General features: G+C 58.4%; 18 protein-coding genes. 16 read left to right on the top strand and 2 right to left on the bottom strand.

The window, feature by feature from the left end; genetic code table 11:
• Nucleotides 1–184: 184 nt before the first annotated feature.
• The 6 genes from ACOH1Z_RS13300 to ACOH1Z_RS13325 all read left to right on the top strand — a co-directional run bounded on the left by ACOH1Z_RS13300 (nt 185) and on the right by ACOH1Z_RS13325 (nt 4,602).
• Nucleotides 185–547, top strand: coding sequence for a LysM peptidoglycan-binding domain-containing protein (locus ACOH1Z_RS13300; protein WP_449648976.1), 363 nt, complete (start codon nt 185–187; stop codon nt 545–547).
• A gap of 111 nt (nt 548–658) precedes the next feature.
• Nucleotides 659–1,747 carry a histidinol-phosphate transaminase gene (locus ACOH1Z_RS13305; RefSeq protein ID WP_449648977.1) on the top strand — a complete coding sequence of 363 codons (1,089 nt, stop codon included), beginning with the start codon at nt 659–661 and terminating at the stop codon, nt 1,745–1,747.
• Nucleotides 1,744–2,349, top strand: coding sequence for an imidazoleglycerol-phosphate dehydratase HisB (gene hisB / locus ACOH1Z_RS13310; RefSeq protein ID WP_449648978.1), 606 nt, complete (start codon nt 1,744–1,746; stop codon nt 2,347–2,349). The genes ACOH1Z_RS13305 and hisB overlap by 4 nt, the downstream gene beginning before the upstream one ends.
• Nucleotides 2,349–2,981: an imidazole glycerol phosphate synthase subunit HisH gene (gene hisH, locus ACOH1Z_RS13315; RefSeq protein WP_449648979.1), complete on the top strand. Its 633-nt coding sequence runs from the start codon at nt 2,349–2,351 to the stop codon at nt 2,979–2,981. Before hisB ends, hisH begins: the two co-directional genes overlap by 1 nt.
• Nucleotides 2,982–3,060: 79 nt before the next feature.
• Nucleotides 3,061–3,810 (top strand): bifunctional 1-(5-phosphoribosyl)-5-((5-phosphoribosylamino)methylideneamino)imidazole-4-carboxamide isomerase/phosphoribosylanthranilate isomerase PriA, encoded by a 750-nt coding sequence (gene priA, locus ACOH1Z_RS13320; protein WP_449648980.1) that lies wholly within the window; start codon nt 3,061–3,063, stop codon nt 3,808–3,810.
• A gap of 24 nt (nt 3,811–3,834) precedes the next feature.
• Entirely contained in the window at nt 3,835–4,602 is a 768-nt protein-coding gene (locus tag ACOH1Z_RS13325) for an SseB family protein (RefSeq protein WP_449648981.1), read from the top strand.
• Here the strand turns inward: ACOH1Z_RS13325 and ACOH1Z_RS13330 are convergent.
• Nucleotides 4,599–4,949, bottom strand: a complete 351-nt coding sequence (locus ACOH1Z_RS13330; RefSeq protein ID WP_449648982.1) for a DUF1844 domain-containing protein — start codon at nt 4,947–4,949, stop codon at nt 4,599–4,601. The two genes, ACOH1Z_RS13325 and ACOH1Z_RS13330, sit on opposite strands and share 4 nt — an antisense overlap.
• A 308-nt stretch (nt 4,950–5,257) precedes the next feature.
• On the opposite strand from ACOH1Z_RS13330, the gene infC reads away from it, so the two are divergent.
• The 10 genes from infC (at nt 5,258) to pheT (ending at nt 14,373) form a co-directional block, all read left to right on the top strand.
• Complete coding sequence (gene infC, locus ACOH1Z_RS13335) at nt 5,258–5,875, top strand: translation initiation factor IF-3 (RefSeq protein WP_449648983.1); 618 nt, start codon at nt 5,258–5,260, stop codon at nt 5,873–5,875.
• Nucleotides 5,868–6,062, top strand: coding sequence for a 50S ribosomal protein L35 (rpmI, locus tag ACOH1Z_RS13340; RefSeq protein WP_197108656.1), 195 nt, complete (start codon nt 5,868–5,870; stop codon nt 6,060–6,062). Before infC ends, rpmI begins: the two co-directional genes overlap by 8 nt.
• An 18-nt stretch (nt 6,063–6,080) precedes the next feature.
• On the top strand, nt 6,081–6,467 hold the full coding sequence (rplT, locus tag ACOH1Z_RS13345; RefSeq protein WP_009771944.1) for a 50S ribosomal protein L20: 387 nt from the start codon (nt 6,081–6,083) through the stop codon (nt 6,465–6,467).
• A 104-nt stretch (nt 6,468–6,571) separates the two neighbouring features.
• Complete coding sequence (locus tag ACOH1Z_RS13350) at nt 6,572–7,375, top strand: TrmH family RNA methyltransferase (RefSeq protein WP_449648984.1); 804 nt, start codon at nt 6,572–6,574, stop codon at nt 7,373–7,375.
• A 73-nt stretch (nt 7,376–7,448) separates the two neighbouring features.
• The gene (locus tag ACOH1Z_RS13355) at nt 7,449–8,201 is read left to right on the top strand and encodes an amino acid ABC transporter ATP-binding protein (RefSeq protein WP_449648985.1); all 753 of its coding nucleotides are present in this window, start codon (nt 7,449–7,451) and stop codon (nt 8,199–8,201) included.
• 37 nt (nt 8,202–8,238) lie between these two features.
• A complete protein-coding gene (locus ACOH1Z_RS13360; RefSeq protein ID WP_449648986.1) occupies nt 8,239–9,108 on the top strand; it encodes a glutamate ABC transporter substrate-binding protein in 870 nt (289 codons plus the stop codon).
• An 80-nt stretch (nt 9,109–9,188) separates the two neighbouring features.
• Entirely contained in the window at nt 9,189–9,857 is a 669-nt protein-coding gene (locus ACOH1Z_RS13365) for an amino acid ABC transporter permease (RefSeq protein WP_449648987.1), read from the top strand.
• Nucleotides 9,854–10,792 (top strand): amino acid ABC transporter permease, encoded by a 939-nt coding sequence (locus ACOH1Z_RS13370; RefSeq protein ID WP_449648988.1) that lies wholly within the window; start codon nt 9,854–9,856, stop codon nt 10,790–10,792. The genes ACOH1Z_RS13365 and ACOH1Z_RS13370 overlap by 4 nt, the downstream gene beginning before the upstream one ends.
• Nucleotides 10,793–10,840: 48 nt before the next feature.
• The gene (gene pheS / locus ACOH1Z_RS13375) at nt 10,841–11,881 is read left to right on the top strand and encodes a phenylalanine--tRNA ligase subunit alpha (protein WP_449648989.1); all 1,041 of its coding nucleotides are present in this window, start codon (nt 10,841–10,843) and stop codon (nt 11,879–11,881) included.
• Nucleotides 11,881–14,373: a phenylalanine--tRNA ligase subunit beta gene (pheT, locus tag ACOH1Z_RS13380; RefSeq protein WP_449648990.1), complete on the top strand. Its 2,493-nt coding sequence runs from the start codon at nt 11,881–11,883 to the stop codon at nt 14,371–14,373. Before pheS ends, pheT begins: the two co-directional genes overlap by 1 nt.
• Here the strand turns inward: pheT and ACOH1Z_RS13385 are convergent, their stop codons facing one another.
• Nucleotides 14,374–14,922 (bottom strand): DUF937 domain-containing protein, encoded by a 549-nt coding sequence (locus ACOH1Z_RS13385; protein WP_449648991.1) that lies wholly within the window; start codon nt 14,920–14,922, stop codon nt 14,374–14,376.
• Nucleotides 14,923–15,064: the final 142 nt, after the last annotated feature.

Here is a 15,064-nt window from a genome sequence, read left to right on the forward strand (position 1 = left end):
TCGAAACTGTATCCGCAGAACAAGCCAAAAACAAACATTTGTTCGAGTGTCGCGAGGCAATGTCGGTGGCTTGTTCGAATATGTACTTGAAATTAGAACAATTCGAATGTATGTTCGGAACACAGCTTCGCACCCGACTCTCCCGGCCGAGAGTCGGGTGCGGGAACCCCTAGAGGAGAATTTGATGTCCACTGCAGTGATTGCACCCAACGCGGAATCCCGTGCTCGGCAGTCCGCACCGCGTCTTCGCCTCACAACGCGTGGTCGCGTCGTCTTGATGACGCTCGCGGCCACGCCGTTGGTTGTTGCGGCTCTCGTTTTCTCCCTCAACGGTGGTGACGCTGCCGCTACGTTGGAGTCAAACGAGAACGCGTTCGTTTACGTCGACGTTTCCGCAGGCCAGTCGCTGTGGAACATCGCAGAGACCCATGCTCCTGGGCACGATCCGCGCGATGTTGTTGCTCAGTTGATTGAGCTCAACCAGCTTCCCTCAGCAGATGTCTTTGCGGGTCAACAGCTCGCGATCCCTGCCAGCTTTTCTGAATAGAAGCGCGCGCTAGCTCTTCGCGCGGTTCGCTCGTGGTGCATGCGAGAACGTAGAGGCTGATTGATTGAGGCAGCGTGACGCTTGTCAGCCGTCTGCATCTAGCATTGTGGAGTGACTTCGCTTTCAGATCTCCCTATCCGTGACGACCTTCGAGGGCTCAAGCCCTACGGTGCACCTACCGATCCGGTGAGCATCCAACTCAACGTCAACGAGAACACCCACCCCATCCCCGAGGCGGTGGCCACCGATATTGTGATGGCGCTGGCAAGAGCAGTGATGACCGCAAATCGCTATCCCGATCGAGAGTTCACTGAACTGCGGGAGAGTCTCGCCGAATACCTGGGGCACGGCCTCGCCGCTGCGAACATCTGGGCAGCAAATGGTTCCAATGAGGTACTTCAGCAAACGCTTCAGGCCTTCGGCGGTCCAGGCCGCAGCGTTCTCGGATTCCCGCCCACGTACTCTATGCACCCCATCATCGCCTCAGGCACCGGCACCGAGTGGGTTACGGCTTCTCGTGATGCCGGCTACGACCTCACTCCCGAAACAGTGGTGGCGGCGATAGCTGACCTTTCGCCGGACATCGTGTTTCTCTGTTCGCCGAATAATCCCACCGGCACTCCCGTCAGCAACGAGACGGTCGTCGCCGCCTACGACGCGACCGACGGTATCGTGCTCGTCGATGAAGCCTATGCAGAGTTCTCCGACCGCGAGACGGCGCTGTCACTGCTTGAGGGACGGCCGCGCCTCATTGTTTCCCGCACCATGAGCAAAGCGTTCGCGTTCGCCGGAGCTCGAGTGGGGTACTTGGCCGCCGATCCGGCTATCGCCGATGCCCTCAGACTCGTACGATTGCCGTACCATCTCTCCGCTTTGACGCAGGCGGCCGCAGTTGCCGCGCTTGCTCACGCCCCTGAGATGCTCGCGATGGTTGGGGAGATTAAAACTCAGCGCGACCGGATGAGCGCCGGGCTTGCGGAGTTGGGGTTCACCCCCGTACTGACCGAAGCAAATTTCGTGCTCTTCGGGAATGTTGCGGATCCGCAAGCACTGTTTAACAAGTTGCTCATTCAAGACATTTTGATTCGCGATGTCGGTATACCTCACCACTTGCGGGTCACTGCAGGCACTGAAGCAGAGACCACGGCATTTCTGGATGCGATGGCTGACCTCCAAGCGCTCGGTAGAGTTGAGCAATGACTTCACAGCGCACCGCGACGATCACGCGCGAGACCAGCGAGTCGAGTATCGAACTCTCGATCAATCTCGACGGAACAGGTACCTCATCCATTGAGACGAGCGTCCCGTTTTATGACCACATGCTCACCGCATTCTCGAAGCACTCACTGATCGACCTCACTGTGAAGGCGACCGGTGACACTCACATTGATGTCCACCACACTGTGGAAGACATTGGCATCGCTTTGGGTCTTGCCATCAAACAGGCGCTCGGCGACAAGGCCGGCATTTCTCGTTATGGCGATGCGCTTGTTCCTCTTGACGAGGCGCTTGTTCGAGCGGTTGTCGACGTCTCGGGTCGTCCGTACCTCGTGCACACGGGGGAGCCTGCCGGGTTTGAGATGCACTTGATCGGTGGACACTTCACGGGATCGATGGTTCGTCACGTTTTCGAAGCGATCAGCTTCAACGCGGGTATTACCGTTCACATCACTGTCTTGGGTGGGCGTGACCCCCACCACATCGCTGAGGCTGAATTCAAAGCCTTTGCTCGTGCGATGCGCGGTGCTGTTCAGCCCGATTCCCGTGTCACCGGAATTCCGTCAACAAAGGGTGCGCTCTAGTGGTTGCGCCCTCAGTTGTCATTCTGGATTACGGATCGGGCAATATCCACTCTGCGGCTAAGGCTCTAGAGGCTGCCGGCGCGAGCGTGCGATTGAGCGCTGACCGTTCTGTTGCTGAGGCTGCTGACGGGCTTCTCGTGCCAGGGGTTGGCGCATTTGCTGCTGTCATGTCGGCACTGGAATCAGTGCGCGGTGGTGCGATTATCGAGAAGCGCCTGACAGGCAGCCGCCCAGTGATGGGGATTTGTGTCGGAATGCAGGTGCTGTTTTCTTCCGGCGATGAGCACGGTGTTCAGACCGACGGACTCGATGAGTGGCCGGGTGTTGTAGAAAAGTTACCTGCTCCAGTTTTGCCCCACATGGGCTGGAACACGGTCGAGACTCCCGACGACACGACTATTTTCGATTCGATTCGCGACGAGCGATTCTATTTCGTCCATTCCTATGCTGCACAGCAGTGGACACTTGACGTTCAGCCCCCATTTCCACAACCCAAGCTCACGTGGGCAGACCACGGCGGTCGCTTCCTCGCTGCCGTCGAAAATGGACCCCTGACGGCTACTCAATTTCACCCGGAGAAGTCTGGCGAAGCCGGAATCCGACTACTAAGCAACTGGTTGGAGACGCTCTGATTTTGCGTCAGTTCGACGTGCACTAGTATCGGATGCTTGTGCGCGGCGTTCCGCGATCAGGTCTTCAGAGAGCAAATCTATGAGCGAGTTCAATAAAACACCCAGCCTCACACTTCTGCCTGCCGTCGATGTCGCTGACGGTAAGGCCGTTCGACTCACTCAGGGCGAAGCGGGAACCGAGAAGAGCTACGGCGACCCGTGCGCGGCGTCGCACGACTGGGTTGACCAGGGTGCGGAGTGGATCCACTTGGTGGATCTTGACGCTGCCTTCGGTCGCGGCAATAACCACGCGATGATCAAGAAGGTCATCAAGTCGACGCCGAAGCGCGTCAATATTGAACTTTCTGGCGGCATCCGTGACGATGCGTCTCTCGAGGCCGCGCTTGCCACCGGCGCGAAGCGCATCAATCTCGGCACTGCAGCGCTGGAGAATCCTGAGTGGGCTGCCCACGTAATCGCTGAGTACGGCGAGGCTATTGCCGTTGGTCTCGACGTGCGCGGAACGACGCTCGCTGCTCGTGGCTGGACTCAAGAGGGTGGCGACCTGTGGACGGTCCTCGACCGTCTCGAGTCAGCCGGATGCTGCCGCTATGTGGTTACTGACGTGACTAAAGACGGCACTCTCCAGGGCCCGAACATCGATTTGCTTCGCCAAGTGATGGATCGCACTCACCGCCCGGTTATCGCCTCTGGTGGCGTCTCAAGTCTCGATGACCTCATCGAGCTGCGCGAACTCGTGCCTCAGGGTCTCGAAGGTGCGATCATCGGCAAGGCACTTTATGCCAAGGCTTTCACCCTTGCGGAAGCACTTGACGTTTCATCGCAGTAACTATTTTTTGCATCGGACGCTGATATGAACTCGACAGACTCCGCCGGCACTCCTTGGGAGGGTCGCTCGTTCGAACCGAATCCTGCTCCCGATGACGACGGAACAGCACCTGTTGCGCTCATGGCCGCCATCACTCGGTTCCATCAGGGCAATGCGACTGAGGCAGACGTAGTTGATTCCATTCGTGAATCTCGGCTTCTCATCCCGTTGCTTGCGAAGGCGGGGGAGACGGAGACCACCGAAGCCGGACTCACGATTGACAAGACTCAAGAGTTATCGATCGTGACGGTGACGGGCCCGGATGGTCGGGCAGTTCTGCCGGTGTTTAGTTCGGTCACTGCGATGAGTAATTGGAACCCGGACGCTCGCCCCGTTCCGGCAGCCGGCACCCGCGTAGCTCTCGCCGCTGCGAGCGAGAACACTGATCTGGTCGTTATCGATCCACTGAGTGACAGTGAGTTTGTTATCCGTCGACCCGCGCTGTGGTCGATCGCGCAGTCAACTGACTGGACTCCCAGCTATTTGCGCACCGACGTGCGAGACGAATTCGCGATAGCCGCTGCAGAAGAAGCCGACGTTGCTGAAATCCAGTTGCTCGCGGGAGATCCGGGGGCGCGATTGCAGGGCCCTGAACTGGTTGTTCAAATCGCTATGAAGCCGGGGCTTGACCGCGAAACGCTCGATGCCACGATGGATCGGATGCGCGAGCGCTGGGCTACTTCCGAACTCATCGCGCAGTCGGTCGATTCTCTGGCAGTGCAGGTAGTTCGAGCGCCGGAGTCGTCGCTCTAGTTCACTGGCCCTGTCCATTTTTCGCCTGGACCCTGACCGGGTGCATCAGGGATGGTGGATGCTTCGCGGAACGCGAGTTGCACTGAACGAAGGCCATCGCGCAGGGGGCGAGCGTGGTGGTTGCCGATCTCCGGCGCTGCTGCGGTAACCAAACCGGCGAGGGCATTGATGAGTTTTCGCGCCTCGTCGAGGTCTTTTTCTGATTCCGCATCTGGTCCGTCGGAGAGCCCGAGTTTTACTGCTGCAGCGCTGAGCATGTGTACGGCAACGGTGTTAATTACCTCTACCGCGGGCACCTCAGAGATGTCTCGAGTTTCATTGACGTCGTCATTGGTGGGCTCGCTCATGATGTCCTTCGCTAATTGGGGTTCGCTCTGCTATCCTTATGCAGGCCCGGGGCTTGCCCCGGATACGAAAGTGGAGATTCTCCCACCTGTCAACCGCATACAAGGTTACCGGGTAGTTACACCCCGCATGGTTCGCTTGCGGTGCAGTGTGTGTAATCAGTTGTGATTATGCCTATTGTTCCGGATGCTCGCCTGCAGCTTTAAAGGGTGTTGCAGCGTTCTGCTGCATTTGATCCTCTTTCGTGCCACGGCATCCGCCGAACTGTATTTCGTGAAACGCTCCGCGTACATGAAGTGCACCACGAAATGTGAGGAGAACACGCATCAGCGATCCCCGTACCAACGACCGAATCCGAGTTCCTGAGGTCCGTCTTGTCGGACCCGGCGGTGAACAAGTCGGTGTCGTCTCAATTGACGTCGCCCTCAAGCTCGCCCAAGAGGCAGATCTAGATTTGGTCGAGGTTGCTCCCAGCTCAAAGCCTCCCGTTGCCAAGATCATGGATTACGGCAAGTTCAAGTACGAAGAGGCGCAGAAGGCGAAAGAAGCTCGTCGCAATCAGACGAACACGATCCTCAAAGAGGTTCGTTTCCGTCTGAAGATTGACACGCACGACTACGAAACCAAGCGCAAACGTGCTGAGGGATTCCTCGCAGGCGGCGACAAGGTCAAAGCAATGATCTTGTTCCGTGGCCGTGAGCAGTCTCGCCCCGATCAGGGTGTGCGTTTACTTCAGAAGTTTGCCGAAGATGTGTCGGAATTCGGTTCAATCGAATCAACGCCGACTATTGACGGTCGCAACATGGTCATGATTATTGGCCCACACAAGACCAAGGCAACAGCGAAGGCTGAAGCCGAGGCCCGCAAGGTTGCTAACAAGAAGCCTCGTGAGGCAGAAGTTCCAGAGAAAGAGGAGAAAGATGCCTAAGCAGAAGACGCACTCAGGCACCAAGAAGCGTTTCAAGGTCACCGGTAGCGGCAAGGTCATGAAGCAGCAGGCTGGTATGCGACACAACCTCGAGGTTAAGAGCAGCAAGCGTAAGCGCGCGCTCAACCAGGATCAGGTCATCGCACCGCAGGACGCCAAGACAATCAAGAAGCTTCTCGGTAAGTAAAGGGTTTAGGAATACATCATGGCAAGAGTTAAAAGGGCGGTAAACGCTCACAAGAAGCGTCGGGTTATCCTCGAACGCGCCAAGGGTTACCGCGGTCAGCGTTCGCGTCTCTACCGCAAGGCCAAGGAGCAGGTTACTCACTCGCTCGTCTACGCATACCGCGACCGCCGCGCCCGCAAGGGTGAGTTCCGTCGTCTGTGGATCCAGCGCATCAACGCTGCGTCACGTGCAAACGGGCTTACTTACAACCGCCTCATCCAGGGTTTGAACCTGGCTGGAGTGCAGGTTGACCGTCGCATCCTCGCTGACCTCGCCGTCACCGAGCCTGCTACGTTCGCGTCACTGGTTGCAACCGCTAAGGCTGCACTTCCTGCTGACACGTCAGCACCGCGTTCGGCTGCCTAGGCAGTCGCACCACACATCGTGCAACGGCACGCTGTACAGGCCATTTCGGCCAGTACAGCGTGCCGTTTCTCTTATATTGGGCGGCCGAGTCTAGGGTTGAAGACGTGATTGATAACCCGCGCTCACCACGCGTCCGAGCCGTGGCCAAACTTGAGAAGAAGAGCGCTCGGTCCGAGACCGGGCTCTTTCTGCTGGAGGGCCCGCAGTCAGTCTCTGAAGCCCTCAATTTTCGGCCGGAGCTCCTCGTGGAGCTATACGCCACTCCTACCGCACTAGAGCGTCACACTCATCTCGCTCGTGCGGCTGAAGAAGCCGGCATCGAGATCGAGTTTGTTACCGAGCAGGTAATCGAAACAATGGCTGACACCGTAACGCCACAGGGTGTTATTGCCGTGTGCCGTCAGTTCCCAACATCGGTCAAGGACCTACTTTCCGGTGGGCCCAAGCTCATCGCGATCCTCGAAGAGGTGCGCGACCCCGGCAACGCGGGAACAATAATTCGAGCCGCGGATGCCGCTGGTGCCGATGGAGTGATCCTGACCGGTCGAAGCGTCGACCTCTACAACCCCAAAGTAGTGCGAGCAACAACCGGTTCGCTCTTTCACCTTCCTGTCGCTGTCGGCGTTGAGCTTGAGGCTGTTCTTGAGCGTGTCAAGGGCGCCGATCTTCGAGTAATTGCGGCAGACATCAAGGGTGGCGATTTACTCGCAGCGCGCAACGACGGTGTGCTCGATCATCCGACCGCCTGGTTGTTTGGCAATGAGGCTCGTGGACTGACTGACGAACACTATGCGCTTGCCGATTGGGTCATTTCGGTGCCGATCTATGGGCACGCAGAGTCGATGAACTTGGCGACAGCGGCATCGGTTTGCCTTTATGAGAGTGCATTCGCTCAGCACAACAACTGATTCTGTGTCACGAGCGTGTTACAACTAGGCGTGCCGTTTGACCCTCGTTGGAGGCATGTGGTTGTCTTGCAATATGGCAGCACAGAGCGGTGAACCTCTGGTCGTAGTCGACCATGTCAACAAACATTACGGTGAGCTGCACGTGCTCAAAGACATCACAACCACGATTCATCGTGGCGAGGTGGTGGTCGTTATCGGGCCTAGTGGTTCCGGCAAGTCCACACTGTGTCGTGCGATCAACCGTCTTGAAACCATCGACGATGGCACGATCACGATCGATGGCAAGCTTCTTCCCGAAGAGGGCTCCGGGTTAGCAAAGCTGCGGGCAGACGTCGGGATGGTCTTCCAGTCGTTCAACCTCTTTGCGCACAAGACGATTCTTGAGAATGTCACGCTTGGCCCGCGCCGTGTGCGCAAGATCGGCAAGGCCGAAGCTGACAAGCACGCGATGGAACTCCTCGACCGCGTGGGTATCGGCAACCAAGCATCCAAGATGCCGGCTCAGCTTTCTGGCGGTCAGCAGCAGCGAGTAGCTATTGCTCGTTCGCTCGCGATGGATCCCAAGATCATCCTTCTCGATGAGCCAACGTCTGCTCTCGACCCCGAGATGATCAACGAGGTTCTGGATGTCATGGTCCAGCTCGCGAAGGATGGCATGACCATGCTGGTTGTTACCCACGAGATGGGCTTCGCTCGTAAGGCCGCTGATCGAGTCATCTTTATGGCGGATGGCGAAATCGTTGAAGAGGCCGAGCCCGAGCAGTTCTTCACCAACCCTCAGTCTCCGAGAGCGCAGGACTTCCTCTCGAAAATTCTTACCCACTAACTCAGCGGGTAATCCTCACAGCAGCAAGGAGAAAAACATGAGACTCAAAAAAGGTCTGATGATTTCTGCCATCGCCGCGGTCGGTATTCTCGGCCTCAGCGCGTGTGCAGCAGACACGGGTACGACCGATCCTGAGATCGTCGTTCCTGAGTTCGAAGCAGGCACCACCATGGCCGACCTCGCCGATGCGGGCAAGATCACCATCGGCACCAAGTTCGACCAGCCGCTGTTCGGCCTCAAGGGACCGTCGGGCGATCCCGTTGGATTTGATGTTGAGATCGGCAAGATCATTGCCGCTTCGCTCGGAATTAGCGAAGACAACATTGAGTGGAAAGAAACCGTTTCCGCCAACCGTGAGTCCTTCATCGAGAACGGCACTGTCGACATCGTGATCGCGACATACACGATCAACGATTCCCGCAAGGAAGTTATTTCCTTCGCAGGGCCGTACTACAACGCCGGTCAAGACATCCTCGTTCTTGAGGGCAACCCCGAGGGCATCACAGGCCCCGAGGACCTCGAAGGCAAGGCTGTCTGCAGCGTTGCCGGTTCGACCTCAGAAAAGAACATTGCCGAGTACAACGTCGACCTCATCACCACTGACACGTACTCCGCATGCCTCGAGCCGCTTCGTAGCGGCAAGGTTGTCGCTGTCACCACTGACAACGTGATCTTGGCCGGACTTGCCGATCAGAACGCTGGCGAGTTTGAAGTTCTCAGCAACCCATTCACCGAAGAGCCTTACGGCATCGGCCTCGGTCACGATGATGACGCATTCCGCGACTACATCAACGACGTGCTCGAGACCTCGTACTCCGACGGTTCGTGGGACGCGGCTTGGGAAGGAACTGCAGGCCAGGTCCTGAAGCTGCCGACCCCGCCCGCTGTAGACCGCTACAGCAACTAGTGTGACCGGTGCTCGCCCGCGGCTAGTCTGCGGGCGAGCACTACTCACGCCCCTACCCACAATTTTTCAGGAGGCTCTGGATGGACGTCATCACTAACGCGATCGACGCCCTTGTCGACATAACGCCGCTCTACATGCAGGGCTTTCTTCTGACTCTTGCCCTACTGGGCATTGCAGGTGTCGGGGCGTTTATTCTCGGGGTTTTCGTTGCGGCGATGCGGATTTCGCCGGTACCGTCGCTTCGCGTCTTCGCGACCGTCTATACGGAGATACTTCGCAACATCCCCCTCCTGCTTGTGCTCTTCTTCTGCGCATTCGTTCTACCAATACTGGGTGTCGAGCTCGACTACTTCCTTCTTGCCACGCTCGGCCTCACCCTCTACACCTCACCCTTCGTCGCTGAAGCGGTGCGTTCGGGGTTCAATGGCGTTCCCGTTGGTCAGGCTGAAGCCGCACGCAGCATCGGTATGGGTTTCACTCAAACTGTCGGTCTCGTGATCCTGCCTCAGGCGAGCCGAATGGTAGTTCCACCGCTGATCAATGTCTTTATCGCGCTAACAAAGAACACTTCGGTTGCTGGCGCGTTCTTCGTTAATGAGCTGTTCAAAGCGACCGGAGCCGCTTCACGAGACCACGGCGACGTCGTGTTACTCACACTCGTTTATGCTGCAGCGCTCTACCTCGTGATAACAGTTCCGCTCGGGCTCATAGCCGGGGCAATCGAGAAGAAGGTTATGGTGCTGCGATGAGCACGAGCGTACTGTACGATGCCCCTGGTCCTAAGACCCGCCGCAACTCGATGATTGCTTCCGTGGTCGGTGCCGTCGTTATTCTTGCCCTACTTGTTTGGGTCTATTTCGTGCTCGCCGCACCGCGCGTCAGTGCGAATGGTGCTGAGCAACCGGGTCTCTTTGACCCGTCTCGAACAGACATCCTCTCGGATCCCGAGGTCTGGGGCGCATTCGGTCGTGCCGTTCTCGCAACACTGCGCATGGCAGGCGCAGCGGCTGTACTGGCAATCGTCGTGGGAATTCTTTTCTCCTTCGGACGCACCGCGGCATCCAAATGGATAAGAATCCCCACGTCGATTCTGTTGGAGTTCTTTCGTGGAATCCCGCTACTGTTGCTCATCTTTTTTGTGTTCCTGCTGTTCTCGACAGGTGGCTACTGGGCTGGAGTGCTCGGTCTCGCCATCTACAACGGGGCGATAATCGGAGAAGCCCTTCGCGCGGGAATATCCTCACTGCCAACGGGGCAGCGAGAAGGTGGACTCTCGATCGGTCTCACGTCGTTGCAAACCCGATTCATAATTGAATTTCCTCAGGCGTTCCGCCAAATGCTACCGATCATCCTCGCGCAGCTTGTTGTACTCCTCAAGGACACCTCCTTGGCCTACGTGGTCGCCTACCCGGAACTCTCTCGGACGATCAAGGATCTCCAGAACTTCTACGGCAGCCGCTACCTCTTTACGCTATTTGCTGTCGGTGTCACCATTTACCTCGTGATGAACCTGAGCTTGTCCTACATCGCTCGCTACATCGCGAAGCGCAGCGGCCCGAAGGATGGCGCAACGACACCGGATAACCCTAAGGTGCCCGGTGCCGAAGGCACCCGCGCTATCACAATGCCTCCGCGCGGTCACGCTAGCTACGGTGACAACAGCGGCAGTGCCAGCGGCTACTAGCTTTCCGAGGGAAGCCCACGACAGCCGCGTCGGCTAAACTCGGTTCTTGTGTCTGAACCCACCCCGATCACAGAACCAGCGGTAACCGCAGCGGTCGAAGCAGCTCTTGCTGCCATCGACTCCGCCGCGACAATGGCCGACCTCAAAGCGGTACGAAACGCCCACCTAGGCGAGAGTTCGCCACTGGCTGCCCTCAACGCCCAAATGAAAAACGTGGCGCCCGCCGACCGAGCCGCCAGCGGCAAACTCATCGGTGGCGCGCGAGGTCGCGTCAGCGGTGCGTTTAGTGCGCGCGAGGCCGAATTGGCCGTTGCCGAAGAAGAGGCAAAGCTTGCGGCGGAAGCTGTGGATGTTACGGCCGTCGCCACCCGCTACGTAAAGGGTGCGCGTCATCCGCTCAGCCTGCTTATGGAACACATGAGCGACCTGTTCGTCGGCATGGGATGGGAAGTCGCCGAAGGCCCAGAACTCGAAAACGAGTGGTTCAACTTCGACGCCCTCAACTTCGACGAAGATCACCCCGCGCGGGCGATGCAAGACACCTTCTTCATCGACCCCGTTGACTCGCACTTGCTGTTGCGCACCCACACCAGCCCGGTTCAGATTCGTTCGCTGCTCGAACGCCCGCTTCCCGTGTACGTCGTCGCGCCCGGCCGAGTTTTCCGCACCGACGAACTCGACGCGACCCACACGCCGGTCTTCCACCAGCTTGAGGGAATCGCGATCGACAAAGGCCTCACGATGGCGCACTTGCGAGGAACCCTTGATCACCTAGCTCGTGCAATGTTCGGCGAGGGTGCCCAGATTCGTCTGCGCCCCAACTACTTTCCCTTCACGGAGCCCAGCGCCGAAATGGACGTCTGGCAGCCCAATGCCAAGGGCGGTGCGCGCTGGGTCGAGTGGGGTGGCTGCGGAATGGTCAACCCCAACGTGCTGCGTGCAGCAGGCATCGACCCCGAGGAATATCAGGGTTTCGCCTTTGGAATGGGAATTGAGCGCACGCTCCAGTTCCGCAACGAAATGAATGACATGCGAGACATGGTCGAGGGCGATATTCGCTTCTCCCAGCAGTTCGGAATGGTGGTCTAATGAAAATTCCCATGAGCTGGTTGCGGGAATTCGTTGAGATCCCCGCAGACATCACACACGAACAGGTACACGCTGCCCTCGTCAAGGTCGGTTTCGAAGAAGAAGACGTACACGGATTCGAAATTTCCGGGCCGGTAGTTGTCGGCCAAGTTCTCGAATTCGTTGGCGAGCCTCAAACCAATGGAAAAACCATCAACTGGTGCCAAGTGGATGTCGGCGAACCCGAGCCCCGAGGCATCGTTTGTGGAGCCCACAACTTCGTTGTCGGAGACAAAGTCGTCGTTACACTGCCAGGCTCCGTTCTGCCCGGCCCATTCCCCATTGCTGCACGCAAAACGTACGGTCACGTCTCTGACGGCATGATCGCGTCGACTCGCGAGCTTGGTCTCGGAGACGAACACGACGGCATCCTGGTTCTCTCTACGCTCGGACTCGACCCCGAGGTCGGCACGAGTGCAATCGAACTACTCGGCCTTGACGACTTCGCCGTCGAGATCAATGTCACGCCCGACCGTGGTTACGCGATGTCTATCCGTGGAGTCGCTCGCGAATTCGCGCTCTCGACCGGAGCAACATTCACTGACCCAGCGGATGCCCCAACCGTGACTGAGGCGAGCGGATTCTCCGTCACGATCAGCGATGATGCGCCCATTCGTGGTCGTGCTGGCGTGCGAGCATTCACCACGCGTGTCGTCCGGAACGTGGATGTTACCAAGCCAACACCGTCATGGATGATCACCCGGTTGACGCTTGCCGGCATCCGCTCAATCTCGCTGACGGTCGACATTACGAATTACGTAATGCTCGAACTCGGGCAACCCATTCACGCCTACGATCTCGATCGTGTGGCCGGCGGCCTGACAGTGCGTCGTGCGGCGGCAGGGGAGACCCTCACCACGCTCGATGCCAAAGTGCGCACGTTGAATGTCGAAGATCTGCTGATCACGGATGACTCTGGCCCCATTGGTCTTGCCGGCGTGATGGGGGGAGCGAGCACCGAAATTACGGATTCGTCCACCAACGTTCTGATCGAAGCGGCAAACTTCGATCCGATTTCTGTTGCACGCACCGCACGTCGTCACAAGCTGGGAAGCGAGGCATCGCGTCGTTTCGAGCGCGGTGTTGACCCCCTCGTGGCGCCGGCTGCCGCTGCCCGCGTGGTCGGACTGCTCGTTAAGTTGGGCGGCGGAACCGTGGACTCGCTCGGAAGCGATATCGCCGCAGCCCATAGTCCTCTGGCCATCGACCTGCCTGCGACCTACATTGAGGGTCTGATCGGTGTGCGATATTCGTCTGATGAGATCACCGATTCGCTCATTGCAATCGGAGCGACCATTGCTGTGACGGAGACCGGCTGGAGTGTGACTCCGCCCAGTTGGCGCCCCGACCTCGATGACAAGACCACGCTTGCCGAAGAAGTCGCCCGCATCGTGGGTTACGACCGGATCCCTTCTGTGCTTCCGGTTGCCCCTCCGGGCCGTGGTTTGACGCGGGCGCAGCGTCTGCGTCGCACCGTATCGAACAGCTTGGCTTCTTCGGGTCTGACCGAAGTGCTCGCATACCCGTTCATCTCGCAAGCCTCAAATGACCTCTTTGGCTCGTCGCAAGCAGGGGGAGTGGCCGCGATCACGCTTGCGAACGCTTTGGACCCGGATGCTGCATCCCTGCGTCGTTCGCTCCTGCCAGGCCTCGCGGCAATTGCTCATCGCAATGTGTCCCGCGGTCTGACCGACCTTGCCCTCTTCGAAGTGGGAACCGTCTTCCTGCCCGAGGCCGGTCGTGCCTACGGCAGCGGTGATCTCCCCGTCGGTGATGAGTTGCCGACCGAGGTCGCTTTGAGCGAACTGCACTCGAGTGTTCCTGAGCAACCCTGGCACGTTGGCGCCCTGTTTGTGGGAGACGCGGTTACGCGCCAGCCCGGTCAGCAAGCTGTTACTCGGAGTTTCGCTGATGCTCTGGCAACGGTGCAGCACCTGGCTGCGACGATGCTGGTGCAAATTGAGGTCGTCACGGGAAGTCACCAAGCCCTTCACCCCGGTCGCACCGCCGAATTGCGCGTTGGTGGCCAACTCGTTGGTTACGCTGGCGAGATATTGCCCGCGCTAGCCCTTGAACTCGACTTGCCTCGTGTCGTCGCGGTCCTTGAGCTCGATTTGAGTGCTCTCATTGCGGCTGCCGCGACGGATATCTCAGCGATGCCCATCGTGTCGTTCCCGGCCGCAACCCAAGATGTGTCACTGGTCGTCGCCGAATCCGTTCAGGCGGGGGAACTGCTATCAATCATTCGCGAGGGCGCAGGAGAACTTCTGGAGAGCGTGCGGTTGGTCGATGACTACCGGGGTGCCGGAATCCCGGAGGCACACAAGTCGCTGACGTTTGCGCTTCGCTTCCGGGCCACCGATCGTACTCTGACTCAGGCGGAAGCAACCGCAGCGAAGAATGATGCGGTTGCCCTCGCTACTGAACGAGTTGGCGCTGAACTGCGCGAGTAGCTAGCGCTTTCCTCCACCGAGAAGACCACCAATGAGACCTCCAACAAGGTCTTGACCGCCAGCGCCTCCGAGGAGACCACCGAGAAGTCCGCTAATGCCGCCTGCAGGCGAGTTTTTGGCGGCGCTCGTGGTGGTAGGTTCTGACTTTTGGCCGAGGAACTTCGAACCGACCCACGCCAAAACAATGGGGGCGACGATCGGCAGGATCTTGCCGATCAGATCGCTGGTGACATTGTCGTCGGCGTTGTTTTTGGCGACCGCGGAGGCAACATCCTGCTGCTTACCGCCGAACACGTTCTTGACGATCTTCGCGCCGTCTGCCGTGTCAATCGCCTCCACCGATGTTGCCGTGGCTTGGGTGCCGTGAGACACAAGTGCCTTTTCGAGTGACTGTGCTCCCGCGTCATCCTTGGCATTGGCGGCCATACCGCCGAGCAGCGTGGGAACGACTTGTTTGACGGCGCTCTCGGCCAGTTGCTCGTTGATGCCCAATTGTTTGGCAATGTCACCGATCGGAATGAGTTTCAGCAGGCCATCGAGATCAGACATGAGTGCTCCTTCGTAGGGGATAGGCGCGACGTAAGTCAGCAATTCAAGAATATCGATTAGCCTGCGTCGGTGTCTGGGCACTATCCTAGAAATGTGACCGACTTCCGCACTTGCAGCCAGCGATTCTCGCTGCGCTTTGTGG

The sequence above is a fragment of the Rhodoglobus sp. genome, from assembly GCF_053580035.1.

Bases quoted from the DNA above. Each gene is read 5' to 3' on its own strand.
- ACOH1Z_RS13300 (WP_449648976.1), top strand. From the start codon at position 185: ATGTCCACTGCAGTGATTGCACCCAACGCGGAATCCCGTGCTCGGCAG.
- hisB (WP_449648978.1), top strand. From the start codon at position 1,744: ATGACTTCACAGCGCACCGCGACGATCACGCGCGAGACCAGCGAGTCG.
- priA (WP_449648980.1), top strand. From the start codon at position 3,061: ATGAGCGAGTTCAATAAAACACCCAGCCTCACACTTCTGCCTGCCGTC.
- ACOH1Z_RS13325 (WP_449648981.1), top strand. From the start codon at position 3,835: ATGAACTCGACAGACTCCGCCGGCACTCCTTGGGAGGGTCGCTCGTTC.
- ACOH1Z_RS13330 (WP_449648982.1), bottom strand. From the start codon at position 4,949: ATGAGCGAGCCCACCAATGACGACGTCAATGAAACTCGAGACATCTCT.
- rpmI (WP_197108656.1), top strand. From the start codon at position 5,868: ATGCCTAAGCAGAAGACGCACTCAGGCACCAAGAAGCGTTTCAAGGTC.
- rplT (WP_009771944.1), top strand. From the start codon at position 6,081: ATGGCAAGAGTTAAAAGGGCGGTAAACGCTCACAAGAAGCGTCGGGTT.
- ACOH1Z_RS13355 (WP_449648985.1), top strand. From the start codon at position 7,449: ATGGCAGCACAGAGCGGTGAACCTCTGGTCGTAGTCGACCATGTCAAC.
- ACOH1Z_RS13360 (WP_449648986.1), top strand. From the start codon at position 8,239: ATGAGACTCAAAAAAGGTCTGATGATTTCTGCCATCGCCGCGGTCGGT.
- ACOH1Z_RS13365 (WP_449648987.1), top strand. From the start codon at position 9,189: ATGGACGTCATCACTAACGCGATCGACGCCCTTGTCGACATAACGCCG.
- ACOH1Z_RS13370 (WP_449648988.1), top strand. From the start codon at position 9,854: ATGAGCACGAGCGTACTGTACGATGCCCCTGGTCCTAAGACCCGCCGC.
- pheT (WP_449648990.1), top strand. From the start codon at position 11,881: ATGAAAATTCCCATGAGCTGGTTGCGGGAATTCGTTGAGATCCCCGCA.
- ACOH1Z_RS13385 (WP_449648991.1), bottom strand. From the start codon at position 14,922: ATGTCTGATCTCGATGGCCTGCTGAAACTCATTCCGATCGGTGACATT.